The organism is Streptomyces nidicola, assembly GCF_050106155.1.
In the GTDB taxonomy this organism is placed as follows: domain Bacteria; phylum Actinomycetota; class Actinomycetes; order Streptomycetales; family Streptomycetaceae; genus Streptomyces.
The window spans coordinates 1,337,945-1,353,248 of sequence record NZ_JBNBPI010000001.1 but is presented as its reverse complement, the minus strand read 5'-3'; the positions used below and the strand labels follow the sequence as shown (position 1 = coordinate 1,353,248).

The following is a 15,304-nucleotide window of genomic DNA, read 5'->3' as shown; positions in this document are numbered from 1 at the left end:
GAAAGGAGCCCGGTATGACGACGGCGCCTTCCGGTGGCGACGGTCGAGGTGGTCGGGTGGCCGGCCAGGAGGCCGGGTACACACCGGACCCGCAGCGGTGGCAGGCCCTGTGGGTCACTTTGGTGGCCGGCTTCATGAGCCTGCTCGACGTGACGATCGTCGCGGTGGCACTGCCCACCATCCAGCGCGACCTCGACGCCTCACCGGCACAGGTGCAGTGGGTGGTCTCCGGGTACGCACTCGCCTTCGCCCTGGCTCTGGTGACCGCCGGCCGCCTCGGCGACGCCCTGGACCGGCGCCGCATCTTCCTGCTCGCGCTCGGCGGCTTCGTGCTCTGCAGTGCCGCCTGCGGGGCCGCCCCCACCGTCGGCCTGCTGGTGGCGGGGCGGCTCGCCCAGGGCCTCGCCGCCGGGTTCATGGCCCCGCAGAATTCGGCGTTCATCCAGCAGCTGTTCCGCGGCGCCGAACGCGGACGCGCCTTCGGCCTCTTCGGCGCGACCGTCGGCATCTCCTCGGCCATCGGCCCCCTCGCCGGCGGCGCGATCCTCGGCCTCGCCTCAGGACCGGACGGCTGGCGCTGGATCTTCTACGTGAATGTGCCCATCGGCCTCGTGGCCGTCCTGCTCGGGCTGCGACTCCTGCCGCGCGTGCGGCGCTCCGGCCGCGGCCATGTGGACGTTCCCGGCGTCGTGCTCCTCGGACTCGGCGTACTCGCTCTGATGTACCCATTGGTGCAGGCGGACTCGGGCGGCCTCGGCCGGCTGTGGTGGATGTTCCCGCTCGGTGCCGTGCTGCTGACCGCGTTCGCGGCGTGGCAGCGCCGCCTGGTGGCCCGCGACGTGCAGCCGCTGCTCGATCCGCGCCTGTTCACCACCGTGCGCGGCTATGCGGTCGGCGCCGGTGTCGGCACCCTCTACTTCATCGGGTTCAGCGGCGTATGGCTGGTGTTCGCGCTCTTCTACCAGCACGGGCTCGGCTTCTCCCCGCTGCGCTCGGGTCTCGCCGTGACCCCCTTCGCCCTGGGCTCCGCGAGCGCGGCCGTGGTCGCGGGGCGCCTCGTGGACCGGTTCGGGCGTCTGCTCACGGTGTGCGGCCTGACCTGCGTGATCGTCGGCCTCGGCGGCACCGCCCTGCTGCTGCGCCTCGCCCCGCTGGACATCGCGCCCTGGGTGGCCGCGCCGGTGCTCTTCATCGGCGGGGCGGGCAGCGGCTTCGTGGTCTCACCGAACATCACGATGACGCTGCGTGACGTGCCGGTGCGGATGGCGGGCGCGGCGGGCGGCGCCCTGCAGACCGGGCAGCGGCTCGGCGCGGCGGTCGGGACGGCGGCGCTGCCCGGCCTGTTCTACCTGGTGCTCGGCGAGGGGGAGGACTACCGGGGCGCGCTGGCCATCGCACTGGGAACCGCCCTGATCGGGATGGCGGCGTCGCTGGTGCTCGCCACGTTCGACTGGCGACGCGACCGGCTCGCCCGCGGCGCCCACCGCACATGCCCGCAGGAACTGGAGAACGATCCGGTGCACTCGCGGCAGACGTGACGTCAGTGCCGCCTGTGCTGGGGGCGGCGCCTCACACGCCGTGGTGCCTGTCCGGAGGCGGGTGCCTCACACGCCGTTGTGCCTGTGCGGAGATGGGCGCCTCACACGCCGCTGTGGGTCCTGCGTACACACTCCGCGACCACCTCCCGCAGGCTCTCCGTACGCCGGAACACCTCGCGTTGCAGGAAGGTGCCGTTGCCGTCACGCAGCAGCCGGGACACCAGCGTACGGGCCTCCTCGAAGTCACCGGCGTCCTCCAGCGCAGGCCGCACGTGTTCCAGGAGCGAGTCCACCGCGGCCCGCGCCGGCACGGGCCGCATCAGCCGGGGGCTCACGAGCCGATCGCCGAGGCCCGAGCGGCTCGCGCGCCAGGCCGCGAGGCGCAGCAGCGCCACGGGGTGGTCGGCAGCGGGCTCGCCGGACCGCCACTCGCGCGCCGCCGTCTCGACCAGGCCGCGTACCAACATGGCGAGCAGAACGGTCGTCGACGGCTCGAGACACACGTCGGCGACGCGCACCTCGACGGTCGGGTGCGCGGCCGACAGCCGGGCGTCGAAGTAGACCATCCCCTTGTCCCGTACGACACCGGTGGCGACCATGGCCTCGACCTGGCGGTGGTACGCGGCGGCGTCCTCGTAGAGCTCCACCGGGCCCGCCGACGGCCACCGCCCCCACACCTGGCTGCGATAGCTGCTGTACCCGGAGTCCTTGCCCTGCCAGAACGGCGAGTTGGCGCTCAGCGCGACGAGCACGGACAGCCAGGGGCGGATCCGGTTCAGCACGGCGACGCCCTCTTCGTCCGACTCGACGGCCACGTGAACGTGGCAGCCGCAGGTGAGCTGCTCCTGCGTGGTCAGGCCGAACTCCTTTGCCAGCCACTGATGTCGTGCACCGGTACCCACGGTGGGGCTCACGGGGAGCGGGGACGTGGCGAGAGCGGCGGCCGCGCAGCCCAGCCGCTCGGCGTGATCGGTGGCGGCCCTGCGCCACTGGGCGATGTCCTCGGCGAGGTCCGACATCGCCTCGTGCGGGCTCGTGGCGAACTCCAGCTGCTCGCGGTGCAGTTCCGCCTCGAAGTCCTCGTCGCCGCTGCGGGCGGCCACCGCCATGACCGCGCTCGACATCGAGCGTGGTTCTCCGCTGTCACGGTCGACGAGCAGCAGTTCCTCTTCCACCCCGACAGTGCGCATGTGTCACGTTCCCTCTCGGTGTACCGGAGCCGCCGCGTACCCAGGCTCACCGAAGCGAACCGGCGGGCGGGCCCCCGCCTGCCCGTGTCGGGGCACGGCGGGGGCCCGAGCCGTCAGGCGGCCTGTTGGGTCTCGGGGACGCCGTGTGTCGCGTACTCCCTCACCTGGGCGCAGCTGCGGCTGATGAGGCGGGAGACGTGCATCTGGGAGACACCGATCTCCTGGGCGATGTGGGACTGGGTCATGTCCTCGAAGAAGCGCATGTAGAGGATGGAGCGCTCACGTTCGGGGAGGGTCCGCAGGCCTTCCTTGGCGGCTTCCCGGTCGGCGACCAGGTCGTAATCGGGCTCCTCCTGGCCGAGCGTGTCGGCGAGACTGATGCCGTCCCCTCCGTCCGGGGACGAGCCGAGTTCGGCGTCCAGGGACAGACTGCTGTAGCTCTCCAGCGCCTCCATGCCGTCGCGGACCTCGTCCAGGGTCAGCCCGGCCCGGGCCGCGATCTCCTCCAGGTCCGGTTCGTGCTGGTGATCGGGCTCGTCGAGCAGGTCGCGGCGCGCGGCACGGACCTTGTTGCGCAGGTCCTGGACGCGCCGCGGGACGCGCACGTCCCAGGTGTGGTCACGGAAGTGGCGGCGCAGTTCGCCGGTGATCGTGGGAACCGCGTACGCCTCGAAGGCCCCGCGCCCGGGCTCGTAGCGTTCGACGGCCTTCACGAGGCCCAGCGCCGCCACCTGGTTCAGGTCATCCGGATTCTCGCCCTTGTTGCGGTACCGGCCGGCCAGGCGGTGTGCCATGGGCAGCCAGGCCTCCACCAGTTGCTCGATCAGGGTGTCCCGTTCGCGCCCCTCGGGCGTGTTCGCGAGCCGGAGAAAGTCCTGTTCGGTGTCAGGGGCGTCGTCGTGCACGTGACGTGTGGCCATGGTTCGCTCCTCATCGTCGCGGTCCGCAAGATGACCAGGGGCCGATCAACACCCGTTCCGGGTGGCTCGTGCTCCTGGAGCGAGCCTGTTTTCCCAAGCTCGTGCTCGTTGTGTCTCCGACTCTACAAAAGAGCGGGCGATGTCGACCACCGGGCAGCGGAGTCGCACATCGTCGGCCTCTCACATGCCGGAGCGGTGGGACAGGACGGCCAGGGAGTGCGCCTCCAGCCGGATGGTCGCTTCGGCCTTGAACTCGGACTCGTCCGGCACGCCGTCGGCTTCCGCCGTGTCGATGAGTGTCGTCCAGGAGTCGCCGTACGACGCGTCGGGCAACCGGAACTCCATCGCGTTCCAGAAGAAGTTGAAGAGGACCAGGAACGAGTCGTCGACGACCCGTTCTCCGAGGCTGTCCCGCTCCACCATGGCGTCGCCGTTGAGGAAGACGGCCAGGGCATGCGCGTCGGGCCGGTTCCAGTCCTCCTCCGTCATCTCTGTCGCGTCGGGGCGCAGCCAGACCAGGTCCGGCAGGCCGTGGCCCGCGGGGGCCTCGCCGCGGAAGAAGCGACGCTGGCGCAACACCGGGTGGGCGGTGCGCAGTTCGATGAGATCGCGGGTGAAGGACAGCAGGGAGGCGCGTTCGTCGTCGAGGTCCCAGTCGACCCATGTCAGTTCGTTGTCCTGACAGTAGGCGTTGTTGTTGCCCTGCTGGGTGCGGCCCAGTTCGTCTCCGTGACTCAGCATCGGCACGCCCTGGGAGAGCACCAAGGTGGCCAGAAGGTTGCGTTGCTGCCTGGCGCGCAGGGACAGCACGCCGGGGTCGTCGCTCGGCCCCTCCTGGCCGCAGTTCCAGGACCGGTTGTCGCTCTCACCGTCGTTGTTGTGCTCGCCGTTGGCCTCGTTGTGCTTCTCGTTGTACGACACGAGGTCACGCAGCGTGAACCCGTCGTGCGCGGTGATGAAGTTGATACTGGCCCGCGGGCGGCGGCGCTCGTGCTGGTAAAGGTCAGCGGACCCGGTGAGCCGGGAGGCGAACTCCGCGAGGGTGCCGTCCCGCGCTCGCCAGACGTCCCTCACGCAATCGCGGTACTTGCCGTTCCACTCGGACCACAGCGGCGGGAAGTTGCCCACCTGGTAGCCGCCCTCGCCGAGGTCCCAGGGTTCGGCGATCAGCTTGACGCGGCTGATCACGGGGTCCTGCTGGATCAGGTCGAAGAAGGCCGACAGCCGGTCCACCTCATGGAACTGGCGGGCCAGCGTGGCCGCCAGGTCGAAGCGGAAGCCGTCCACGTGACACTCGGTGACCCAGTACCGCAGCGAATCCATGAGCAACTGAAGGACGTTGGGGTGTCGCATGAGGAGGCTGTTGCCGGTGCCCGTGGTGTCGTAGTAGCGGCTGAAGTCGTCGTCGGCGAGGCGGTAGTACGACGCGTTGTCGATACCGCGGAAGGACAGTGTGGGGCCGTTCTCGTTCCCCTCCGCCGTGTGGTTGTAGACCACGTCGAGGATCACCTCCAGGCCTGCGGCGTGGAGCGACCTGACCATGCTCTTGAACTCGGTGACCTGTTCGCCGAGCGTGCCGTGTGCGGCATAGGCATGGTGCGGCGCGAAGAAGCCGATCGTGTTGTAGCCCCAGTAGTTGGAGAGGCCGCGGTCCCGCAGGAACCCGTCCTGTACGAACTGGTGGACGGGCAGCAGCTCGACCGCGGTCACCTTCAAGTCGGTGAGGTGGTCGAGGACCGCGGGCGTGGCCAGGCCCGCATAGGTGCCCCGCAGGTCCTCGGGCACACCGGGGTGTCTCGCGGTCAGGCCCCGCACATGTGCTTCGTAGATGACGGAGTCGGCGTACGCGTGGTCCGGTGGTGTGTCGCCGGACCAGTCGAAGTCCGGGTCGACGACCACGCTGCACAGGCCCTCCCCGTCGACTCCCGCCGCGCCGCCGCGGTCGTGGACGGCCTTGGCGTAGGGATCGAGCAGGAACGCCTCGGCGTCACACCGGTGCCCCGATGCCGGCTCCCACGGGCCGTGGATGCGGTACCCGTACTGCTGGGGCGGCCCGGCGTCCGGCACGTAGCCGTGCCACACGGATCCGTAGACCTCGGGCAGTTGCACCGTGCGTTCGGTGCCGTCGGCGTCAAGGAGGACGAGATCCACCCGGTCGGCCACGGCACTGAACAAGGCGAAGTTCGTGCCGTGGCCGTCGTAGGTCGCTCCGAGCGGATAGGGCCGCCCACTGCGCACATGGACCCCGCCCACGGGGCGTGCCGTCACGAAGCGGTGCCGGTGGTGACGGGCACGGACTCCGGAGCGGCGACCGGCAGTGCGGAGCGGGGCAGCTGCAGCGCCTCGCTCGCATCCGGAACCGGAAGCTTGGGGACCAGGACCTCCCGTACCCCGGCCCTGCTGCGCAGCGAGAACCACACGATGCGCCGGGCCTCCTGCGTGCAGCTGCCCCACCCGTCGCTCAAGGCCGCGATCTGCGCGGAGCAACGCTGGGGAAACCCGCGAGCGGCTCCGCAGGCCCGGGCCTCGTAGGACACGGCGTTGATCAAGTGCTGCCCGTTCCACCACGTCTCGACCTCGATGCGGCTGTCCGGACGGCCCTCCACGGCCAGTTCCAGCAGGACGCCGAGACCGCGGATCGTCGAGGGTGTCAGACGCTCGAGACCCCAGTAGCGCGTGTGTGCGGCCACGATGCGCTGGACCTGGCCGACGCGCTCGGGGGCCGGCTCCACGGCGATGTGGTAGTAGCTGGGCGTTGCCTGGTGCATGGTTCCTGCTCCTCACCGCGTAGCTCACGGCCTTGCCGGGACGGCGGAACAACGTGAACGGACCGTGAGCATGGATCGCTTGAGAGTCACCGATCAGCCTGTGCGCTGTACTCCATTCGTGCAACCGGACGTGACCGCGGGGCGACGCTCCGCTCAACAGGACGGATCGCCGACCACGTCGCAAGATGGGGAAGGAGCAGCCCACGGTAACGATGGGAACTCTCTCCGTGAACGGCAGGCGGGCCCGCTGGGCCCGGCGTCGCGGAGGCCCGGAGGCCAACCATGGCGACACCGCGTGTCACCGCAGAGGTTGACCAGTGCCTGGCGAGCTACCGCTTCTGGGAGCGTCGATTCCTGGCTTCTCCGGACGATGCCGAGGCGCGCGAGAACTTCGAGCGTGCCGTCGCCGCCTTGTGCCATGCCACGGGCGCGCGATGCGGCCGGGAGGCCGCCGAAGCGGCACAGAGCTCGAGCCACTCCCTTGCAATCGAGAAGGGTGACACCGCATGACGACGCCGTCGAACACCGCTGTGCCCGTCCCGATCGAGGACGTGAGGCCGTCCGTCGACGGAGGCCGACGTCCGGCCAAAGCGGTCGCGGGGGAGCCCTTCACGGTCACGGCCCTGGTCTTCGTCGAGGGCGACGGGGTCCTCGGTGCCGAAGTGGTGCTGCGTACGTCCGACGGGGACGAGGCGGGCCGGTGGCCGATGACGCCGGTGGCTCCCGGGACCGACCGCTGGAGCGCCGAGGTGAGCTTCGACAGGTGCGGGCGACTGAGCTACTGCGTCCGGGCGTGGCGCGACCCCGTGGCCACCTGGCTGCGGGACGCCACGATCAAAATCCGTGCCGGCGTCGACTGCGGGATCACGCTGGAACAGGGGGCCGTGTACCTGGAAGAGGCCCTGGCTCGGGCCTCGAAGAAGGAGACGCGCGAGGTCCTGGGCGCGGCCTTGGACGCACTGTGCGATACGGACCGGAGCCCGCTGGACCGATTGGCCACGGTCTCGACCCCCGCGGTGCGCACCGCACTGAGGGACGTCCCGCTGCGTGAACGCCTGACCGAGAGCCGGGCTCTCCCGTTGCTCGTGGAGCGGGAGCGGGCGTTGTTCGGGTCCTGGTACGAGTTCTTCCCGCGGTCCGAGGGTGCCGTGGTCGAGCCGGGCCGGCCGCCGGTGAGCGGTACGTTCCGCACGGCGGCCCGTCGGCTTCCGGCCATCGCCGCGATGGGTTTCGACGTGGTGTATCTGCCGCCCGTGCATCCCATCGGCACCACGTTCCGCAAGGGCCCCAACAACTCGCTGTCGCCGGGCCCGTACGACGTGGGGGTGCCGTGGGCGATCGGCTCGCCGGAGGGCGGTCACGACGCGATCCACCCGGACCTGGGGACGTTCGAGGACTTCGACGCGTTCGTGGGCCGGGTCCGGGAGTTGGGCATGGAGGTGGCCCTCGATTTCGCGTTGCAGTGCTCGCCGGACCACCCCTGGGTGGACAAGCACCCCGACTGGTTTAAGCACCGCCCGGACGGCACGATTGCGTACGCGGAGAATCCTCCGAAGAAGTATCAGGACATCTATCCGCTCGCCTTCGACAAGGACATGCCGGGACTGATCGCCGAGACGGTGCGGATCCTGCGCCTGTGGATGGATCACGGGGTGCGGATCTTCCGCGTCGACAACCCGCACACCAAGCCGGTCGTCTTCTGGGAGAAGGTGATCGCGGACATCAACGGCACCGACCCGGACGTGATCTTCTTGGCGGAGGCGTTCACCCGGCCCGCGATGATGCACACCCTCGCGGCGATCGGTTTCCAGCAGTCGTACACGTACTTCACCTGGCGCAATTCGAAGCAGGAACTCACCGAGTACGCCCTGGAGTTGAGCGGGGAGGCGGCCTGCTACATGCGGCCGAACTTCTTCGTGAACACCCCCGACATCCTGCACGCGTTCCTCCAGGACGGCGGCCGCCCCGCCTTCGAGCTGCGTGCCGTGCTGGCCGCGACCCTCTCGCCGACGTGGGGTGTCTACAGCGGCTACGAACTGTGCGAGAACACTCCGCTGCGCGCGGGAAGCGAGGAGTATCTGCACTCCGAGAAGTATCAACTGCGGCCCCGTGACTGGGAGTCGGCCGAACGAGAGGGCCGCACGATCGCCCCGCTGATCACCGCGCTCAACGCGATACGCCGCCGCAACCCGGCCCTGCGCACCCTGCGCGGCGTGCACTTCCACGAGGCCGACCAGGACGCGGTGCTCGTGTACTCGAAGACCGCCACGTCCGCACAGGGCTCGAACACGGTCCTGGTGGTCGTGAACCTCGACCCGCACCACACCCAGGAAGCCACGGTCCGCCTCGACCGCGAGGCCCTGAAGGTCCCGCCGGACAGCACCTTCCCCGTGCGCGACGAGTTGACCGGCCGGACGTACACCTGGGGTGCCACCAACTACGTCTGTCTGACGCCGGGCGAGACGCCCGCGCACGTTTTCACCATCGGTTGAGTTTCCACCATCGGTTGAGTCAGGAAAGCGCTCTTCCATAATCGTCATGAACGACCGAGGGAGAAGCCCTCATGACAACGGACGAATACATGCTGCCCGAACGGCCAGGGATCCTGCCCCGGGACCCTGACTGGTTCAAGCGCGCGGTCTTCTACGAGGTCCTGGTCCGCTCCTTCCACGACAGCAACGGGGACGGCGTCGGCGACCTCAAGGGCATCACCGCGAAGCTGGACTATCTCCAGTGGCTCGGGGTGGACTGCCTCTGGCTGCCGCCGTTCTTCAAGTCACCACTGCTGGACAACGGTTACGACGTCGCCAACTACATCGTCACCTTGCCCGAGACCGGTGACCTGGCCGACTTCGTGGAGTTCGTGGACGCGGCCCATCAGCGTGGGATGCGCGTGATCATCGACTTCGTGATGAACCACACGAGTGATCAGCACGAGTGGTTCCAGCAGTCCCGCTCCGACCCCGACGGACCGTACGGCGACTACTACGTCTGGGCCGACGACGACAAGCAGTACGAGGACGCCCGCATCATCTTCGTGGACACCGAGGCCTCCAACTGGACGTTCGACCCGGTGCGCAAGCAGTACTACTGGCACCGCTTCTTCTCCCACCAGCCCGACCTCAACTACGAGAACGCGGCCGTCCAGGAGGAGATCCTCGCCGCCCTGCGCTTCTGGCTCGACCTCGGGATCGACGGCTTCCGCCTCGACGCGGTCCCCTACCTCTACGCCGAGGAGGGCACCAACTGCGAGAACCTCCCGGCCACCCACGAGATGCTCAAACGGGTCCGCAAAGAGATCGACTCCCAGTACCCGGACGTGGTGCTGCTCGCGGAGGCCAACCAGTGGCCGGAGGACGTCGTCGACTACTTCGGCGACCCGGCCACCGGCGGCGACGAATGCCACATGGCGTTCCACTTCCCGGTGATGCCGCGGATCTTCATGGCGGTGCGGCGCGAGTCGCGCTATCCGGTCTCGGAGATCCTGGCCAAGACCCCGCCGATCCCGTCCGGTTGCCAGTGGGGCATCTTCCTGCGCAACCACGACGAGCTGACCCTCGAAATGGTCACCGACGAAGAGCGCGACTACATGTACGCGGAGTACGCCAAGGAGCCGCGGATGCGCGCCAACGTCGGGATCCGCCGCCGCCTCGCACCCTTGCTGGACAACGACCGCAACCAGATCGAACTCTTCACCGCACTCCTCCTCTCCCTCCCCGGCACGCCGATCCTGTACTACGGCGATGAGATCGGCATGGGCGACAACATCTGGCTCGGCGACCGCGACGCGGTGCGCACCCCGATGCAGTGGACCCCCGACCGCAACGCGGGCTTCTCCTCCTGCGATCCGGGCCGTCTCTTCCTGCCCACGATCATGGACCCGGTCTACGGCTATCAGGTCACGAACGTGGAGGCGTCGATGTCCTCCCCGTCGTCCCTGCTGCACTGGACCCGCCGGATGATCGAGATCCGCAAACAGAACCCGGCCTTCGGCCTCGGCTCCTACACCGAACTCCCCTCCTCCAACCCCGCAGTACTCGCCTTCCTGCGGGAGTACAAGGACGACTTGGTGCTGTGTGTGCACAACTTCTCCCGCTTCGCGCAGCCCACCGAGCTGGACCTCCAGTCGTTCAACGGACGGCACCCGGTGGAGCTGATCGGCGGGGTGCGCTTCCCGGCCATCGGTGAACTGCCGTACCTGCTGACGCTGGCGGGACACAGCTTCTACTGGTTCCGGCTGAGCGAGGACTCAGTACCGGACGACCGCACCGCGGGGGGCTCCGCAGGATTGGACGTCACACTATGACCCGCCCCCTGGTCGAACTCGGTGACCCGCGCCCCGCGCTTCTCGGCTCCTCGCTCAACGAGCTGCTCAGCCGCTGGCTCCCGAGACAGCGCTGGTACGCGAGCAGCGGCCGTCCGATCACGGAGATCTCGGTAGTGGCCGCGACCGCACTGACACCCGAGTGCTTCCACCTGCTCGTGCAAGTGAAGGAAGCCGGTCAACAGGTCGAAACCCACTACCAGTTGATACTGGGCGCGGCCGTCGACCCGCCCCCGCGGCTGTGGCAGCACGCCCTCGGGCAGATGGACGGACCCGCCGGGGGCACCCTGATGGTCTACGACGCCCTTCATGACCGCCGTGTGGCGGTCCTGCTGCTGGACCGGCTGCGCGAGGGCGGAAAGGTCGGGGCGCTCCGCTTCGAGTCCTTCCGCCGTGCGTCGTTGCCGACGGGTCTTGCCCCCCGCGTCCTGGACGCCGAGCAGTCCAACTCCTCGATCGTGTACGGCGACAGACTCATCCTCAAACTGTTCCGCCGCATCCAGCAAGGCATCAACCCCGACCTCGAGGTGACCGCTCGGCTGGGGCGCTGGGGACACGCCTCGGTGCCGGCGCCCGAGGCCTGGTTCTTCGTGACCGAACCGTTCTGGGGCACCCTCGGCATGGTCCAGCCCTTCCTGACCGGGGCCACGGACGGCTGGGAGCTGGCCCTGGACTCGGCCGCCGTTCAAGGCGACTTCGTCAAGCAGGCGTGGGGCCTCGGCCGCACGACGGGCGAGCTGCACGCGGCCCTCGCCCAGGTCTTTCCCACCGCGAAGCCGGAGGAGCATCACCGGTCCCGTCTCGCCGAGGAGATGATGCACCGGCTGAAGCGCTCGGCCGAGGCGGTGCCTGCCCTGCGCCGTCATGTGCCCGCCATCCAGAGCATCTTCGCGGACGCGGCAGCGACCGACAGCGAGCCGCCCCTGCAACGGATACACGGAGACCTCCACCTGGGGCAGGTGCTGTGGGCCGACGGAAGTTGGCACGCGGTCGATTTCGAGGGAGAGCCCTCGCGCCCGCTGGCGGAACGCCGTGCGGACCGATCACCGATCCGCGACGTGGTCGGCATGCTCAGGTCCTTCGACTACGCGGCGCACATGAGCCCCACCCCGAGCCCCCAGTGGGCCGACCAGTGCCGCACCGCCTTCTGCTCCGGCTACAGCGAAGCCGGGGGCTTCGAGCCGACGGAGGCGCCGGAACTGCTGCGTGCGTACGAGGCCGACCGCGCCGTCTACGAGGTGCTGTACGAGGCGACACACCGCCCCGACTGGATCACCGTCCCCCTGGAGGCCGTGGCCCGTCTCGCCGGCACACGCTGAGGTCGTCGTGACGCCGCCCACCGCCTTCCGAAGGAGCCGACCATGACCGCCGACACCACTGCCGATCCGCTCCTGCACCGACGCGCCAGGCCGGGACCGGGCGTCGACGGAGGTACGCGTACGGCACTGCTGAGCGGAACCCACCACGACCCGCATGCGGTGCTCGGAGCACACCCGGTGCCGGGAGGCGTGATCGTCCGCTGCCTCCTCCCGTACGCCCTCGATGTGGTGGTGCTGGCAGGTGACACGTCATGGGGGCTGCCGGACACGGGCGACGGCCTTTTCGAAGGTGAACTCCCGAGCGCCACTGTCAGTGACTACCGGCTGCGGGTGACCACCGCCGAAGGCGTCGTCGAGATGGAGGACCCCTACCGATTCCTGCCGTCCCTGGGGGAGTTGGACCTGCATCTCATCGGCGAGGGCCGCCACGAGAAGCTGTGGACGGCGCTGGGCGCCCATGTCATGGAACACCAAGGCGTGCGAGGAACCCGCTTCGCCGTGTGGGCCCCCGACGCGCGCGGTGTCCGCATGGTCGGTGACTTCAATTGCTGGAACGGCACCTCGACACCCATGCGCTCGCTGGGGCGCTCGGGGGTGTGGGAGCTGTTCGTGCCTGGCGTCGGCGAGGGTGAGCTGTACAAGTTCGAGATCATCGGCCCTGACGTCTCGCCCCGACAGCACGCGGACCCCATGGCGCGCCGCACCGAGAAGCCGCCGGCGACCGCGTCGATCATCGATGTCTCCCACTACACGTGGGGTGACGAGGCCTGGCTGGAACAGCGCACGGCCCGTCCCGTCCACGAAGCCCCGTTCTCCGTCTACGAGGTGCACCTGCCGTCCTGGCGCCCGGGCCTCACCTACCGCCAGCTCGCCGACCAACTCCCCGTCTATGTCCAGGACTTGGGCTTCACTCACGTCGAACTCCTGCCCGTGGCCGAGCACCCGTTCGGGGGCTCCTGGGGCTACCAGGTCACCGGCTTCTACGCGCCGACGGCCCGCCTGGGCAGCCCCGACGACTTCAAGCACCTGATCGACCAGCTTCACCAGGCAGGCATCGGCGTCCTGATGGACTGGGTCCCCGCCCACTTCCCGCGCGACGACTGGGCACTGGCGGAATTCGACGGCCGCACGCTCTACGAACACGAGGACCCATTGCGCGCCGCGCACCCCGACTGGGGCACCCTCGAATTCGACTACGGCCGCAAGGAAGTCCGCAACTTCCTGGTGGCGAACGCCCTGTACTGGTGCCAGGAGTTCCACATCGACGGCCTGCGGGTCGACGCGGTCGCCTCGATGCTCTACCTCGACTACTCGCGCGAGGAGGGCCAGTGGACGCCGAACCAGTTCGGCGGCCGCGAGAACCTCGACGCCGTCGCCTTCCTCCAGGAGATGAACGCCACCCTCTACCGCGAGGTGCCGGGCGTCGTCACGATCGCCGAGGAGTCGACGGCCTGGGACGGCGTCACCCGCGCCACCCACCACATCGGCCCGGGGGGCTTCGGTGGCCTCGGTTTCGGGCTGAAGTGGAACATGGGCTGGATGCACGACTCGCTGGACTACATGAGCCACGAGCCGGTGCACCGCAAGTTCCACCACAACGAGATGACGTTCTCGATGGTGTACGCCTACAGCGAGAACTACGTGCTGCCCATCTCCCACGACGAGGTCGTGCACGGCAAGAAGTCCCTGGTCTCCAAGATGCCCGGCGACTGGTGGCAGCAACGCGCCAACCAGCGCGCCTACCTGGGCTTCATGTGGGCCCACCCCGGCAAGCAACTCCTCTTCATGGGCCAGGAGTTCGCCCAGGGCGCCGAATGGTCCGAGACGCACGGCCTGGACTGGCACCTCATCGAAGAAGGCCATGCCGGCAGAGAGGACCATCTGGGAGTGCAACGCCTGATCCGGGACCTCAACCGGCGCTACACGGACCTCCCCGCGCTCTGGGAGAGGGACTCCGACCCGGCGGGCTTCCGTTGGGTCATCGCCGACGACGCGGACGACAACGTGCTTGCGTTCCTGCGTCACGCGGCCGACGGCAGTCCTCTGCTGGCGGTCTGCAATTTTTCGCCCGTGGTACGGGAGGGCGTCCGACTCGGTGTCCCGCGGACGACCTCCGGCGTGTGGCGGGAAGCCATCAACACCGATGCGAAGCGGTACGGCGGCAGCGGGGTTGCCAACGGCGCCTCACTGACTGAGGAGCCGACCGCCTGCCACGGCCTGCCGGCTTCGCTGGAGGTGTGCCTCCCGCCGCTGTCCACTTTGTGGCTGACGCCGAGCTGACGCCGAAGGCCTGCGCGTGCTGGTTCCCGAGATCCATACGGACGTCTTAAACAAACGTACTAAACAAACGTCTTGTACGCCCGTATAGATCTGGTCTACGGTGACGCCATGAACACCGACATCGCCAAGCGCTCCGCGCTCACCATCGACGGCCGCACCCTTTCCTACGTGGACTTCGGCGGCCCCGGCCGCCCGCTCCTCGCGCTGCACGGGCACATGTCCGAGGGCCTGTCGTACGCCGGGCTCGCCGCCACGCTCGCCCCGGAGTGGCGGGTCATAGCCCCCGACCAGCGCGGCCACGGCGAGAGCGACCGCGCGGCCGACTACGGCCGGGAGGGCTACCTCGCCGACCTGAAAGCCCTCATGGGTCACCTCGATCTGGACCGGGCGGCCCTCCTCGGCCACTCGCTCGGCGCGATCAACGCCTACCAGTTCGCGGCCCGCCACCCCGAGCGCGTCACCGCACTGATCAACGTCGAGGGATGCGCCGAACTCGGCCTGGACGGCGGCAATCCGCTGGCGTTCGTCCTGAACCTGCCGCAGGGCAGCGCCCCCGACCGGGAGACGTTCGTCGGGCAACTCGGCCCGTTCGCACCGCACTTCGAGTCGGCCGTCCGCGAGCGGCCGGACGGCACCTGGGGCCTGCACTTCCACCCCCAGGACATCTACGACTCCGAGGACCAGGTGCACGGCGACCACTGGGCCGACTGGACCGGCTCCACCTGCCCGGCGCTGCTCGTTCGCGGCGCCAAGGGCGGCGTGCTGCCGGCGGACCAGGCGGAACGGATGGTCACCCGACGCCCCGGCACCCGCCTCGTCGAGCTGGAGACCGACCACTTCGTATACGCCAACGACCCGACCGCCTTCGCGGCCGCGGCCCGCGGCTTCCTCGCCACGGTCTGACGCGGGTCCGCAGCCGCCGGCCTCGATCGCAGGCTCCGGTGCACCCCAACCACCCCTCGTGC

The 15,304-nt window shown here is 69.2% G+C and carries 11 protein-coding genes; 7 read left to right on the top strand and 4 right to left on the bottom strand.

The window, feature by feature from the left end:
- The first annotated feature begins 14 nt into the window (after nucleotides 1-14).
- A complete protein-coding gene (locus ACOKM3_RS06340) occupies nucleotides 15-1,538 on the top strand; it encodes an MFS transporter (RefSeq protein WP_426897792.1) in 1,524 nt (507 codons plus the stop codon).
- Nucleotides 1,539-1,639: 101 nt separating this feature from the next.
- Here the strand turns inward: ACOKM3_RS06340 and ACOKM3_RS06335 are convergent, their stop codons facing one another.
- The 4 genes from ACOKM3_RS06335 to ACOKM3_RS06320 all read right to left on the bottom strand — a co-directional run bounded on the left by ACOKM3_RS06335 (nucleotide 1,640) and on the right by ACOKM3_RS06320 (nucleotide 6,416).
- Nucleotides 1,640-2,728, bottom strand: coding sequence for a glutamate--cysteine ligase 2 (locus ACOKM3_RS06335; protein ID WP_426897790.1), 1,089 nt, complete (start codon nucleotides 2,726-2,728; stop codon nucleotides 1,640-1,642).
- 113 nt (nucleotides 2,729-2,841) lie between these two features.
- The gene (locus tag ACOKM3_RS06330; RefSeq protein ID WP_426897788.1) at nucleotides 2,842-3,648 is read right to left on the bottom strand and encodes a SigB/SigF/SigG family RNA polymerase sigma factor; all 807 of its coding nucleotides are present in this window, start codon (nucleotides 3,646-3,648) and stop codon (nucleotides 2,842-2,844) included.
- Nucleotides 3,649-3,828: 180 nt separating this feature from the next.
- Nucleotides 3,829-5,916 (bottom strand): glycogen debranching protein GlgX, encoded by a 2,088-nt coding sequence (gene glgX / locus ACOKM3_RS06325; protein ID WP_426897786.1) that lies wholly within the window; start codon nucleotides 5,914-5,916, stop codon nucleotides 3,829-3,831.
- Nucleotides 5,913-6,416: a pep a2 gene (locus ACOKM3_RS06320; protein WP_426897784.1), complete on the bottom strand. Its 504-nt coding sequence runs from the start codon at nucleotides 6,414-6,416 to the stop codon at nucleotides 5,913-5,915. Before ACOKM3_RS06320 ends, glgX begins: the two co-directional genes overlap by 4 nt.
- A gap of 282 nt (nucleotides 6,417-6,698) precedes the next feature.
- On the opposite strand from ACOKM3_RS06320, the gene ACOKM3_RS06315 reads away from it, so the two are divergent.
- From ACOKM3_RS06315 to ACOKM3_RS06290, 6 genes are all read left to right on the top strand, one after another.
- Entirely contained in the window at nucleotides 6,699-6,926 is a 228-nt protein-coding gene (locus ACOKM3_RS06315) for a DUF5133 domain-containing protein (RefSeq protein ID WP_426897782.1), read from the top strand.
- On the top strand, nucleotides 6,923-8,908 hold the full coding sequence (locus ACOKM3_RS06310) for an alpha-1,4-glucan--maltose-1-phosphate maltosyltransferase (protein WP_426897780.1): 1,986 nt from the start codon (nucleotides 6,923-6,925) through the stop codon (nucleotides 8,906-8,908). Before ACOKM3_RS06315 ends, ACOKM3_RS06310 begins: the two co-directional genes overlap by 4 nt.
- A 71-nt stretch (nucleotides 8,909-8,979) precedes the next feature.
- Nucleotides 8,980-10,722, top strand: a complete 1,743-nt coding sequence (gene treS / locus ACOKM3_RS06305) for a maltose alpha-D-glucosyltransferase (protein ID WP_426897778.1) — start codon at nucleotides 8,980-8,982, stop codon at nucleotides 10,720-10,722.
- The gene (locus ACOKM3_RS06300; RefSeq protein ID WP_426897776.1) at nucleotides 10,719-12,059 is read left to right on the top strand and encodes a maltokinase N-terminal cap-like domain-containing protein; all 1,341 of its coding nucleotides are present in this window, start codon (nucleotides 10,719-10,721) and stop codon (nucleotides 12,057-12,059) included. The genes treS and ACOKM3_RS06300 overlap by 4 nt, the downstream gene beginning before the upstream one ends.
- 42 nt (nucleotides 12,060-12,101) lie before the next feature.
- Complete coding sequence (gene glgB, locus ACOKM3_RS06295) at nucleotides 12,102-14,339, top strand: 1,4-alpha-glucan branching enzyme (protein WP_426897774.1); 2,238 nt, start codon at nucleotides 12,102-12,104, stop codon at nucleotides 14,337-14,339.
- A 108-nt stretch (nucleotides 14,340-14,447) separates the two neighbouring features.
- Nucleotides 14,448-15,242, top strand: a complete 795-nt coding sequence (locus ACOKM3_RS06290; RefSeq protein WP_426897772.1) for an alpha/beta fold hydrolase — start codon at nucleotides 14,448-14,450, stop codon at nucleotides 15,240-15,242.
- The last annotated feature ends 62 nt before the right edge of the window (nucleotides 15,243-15,304 follow it).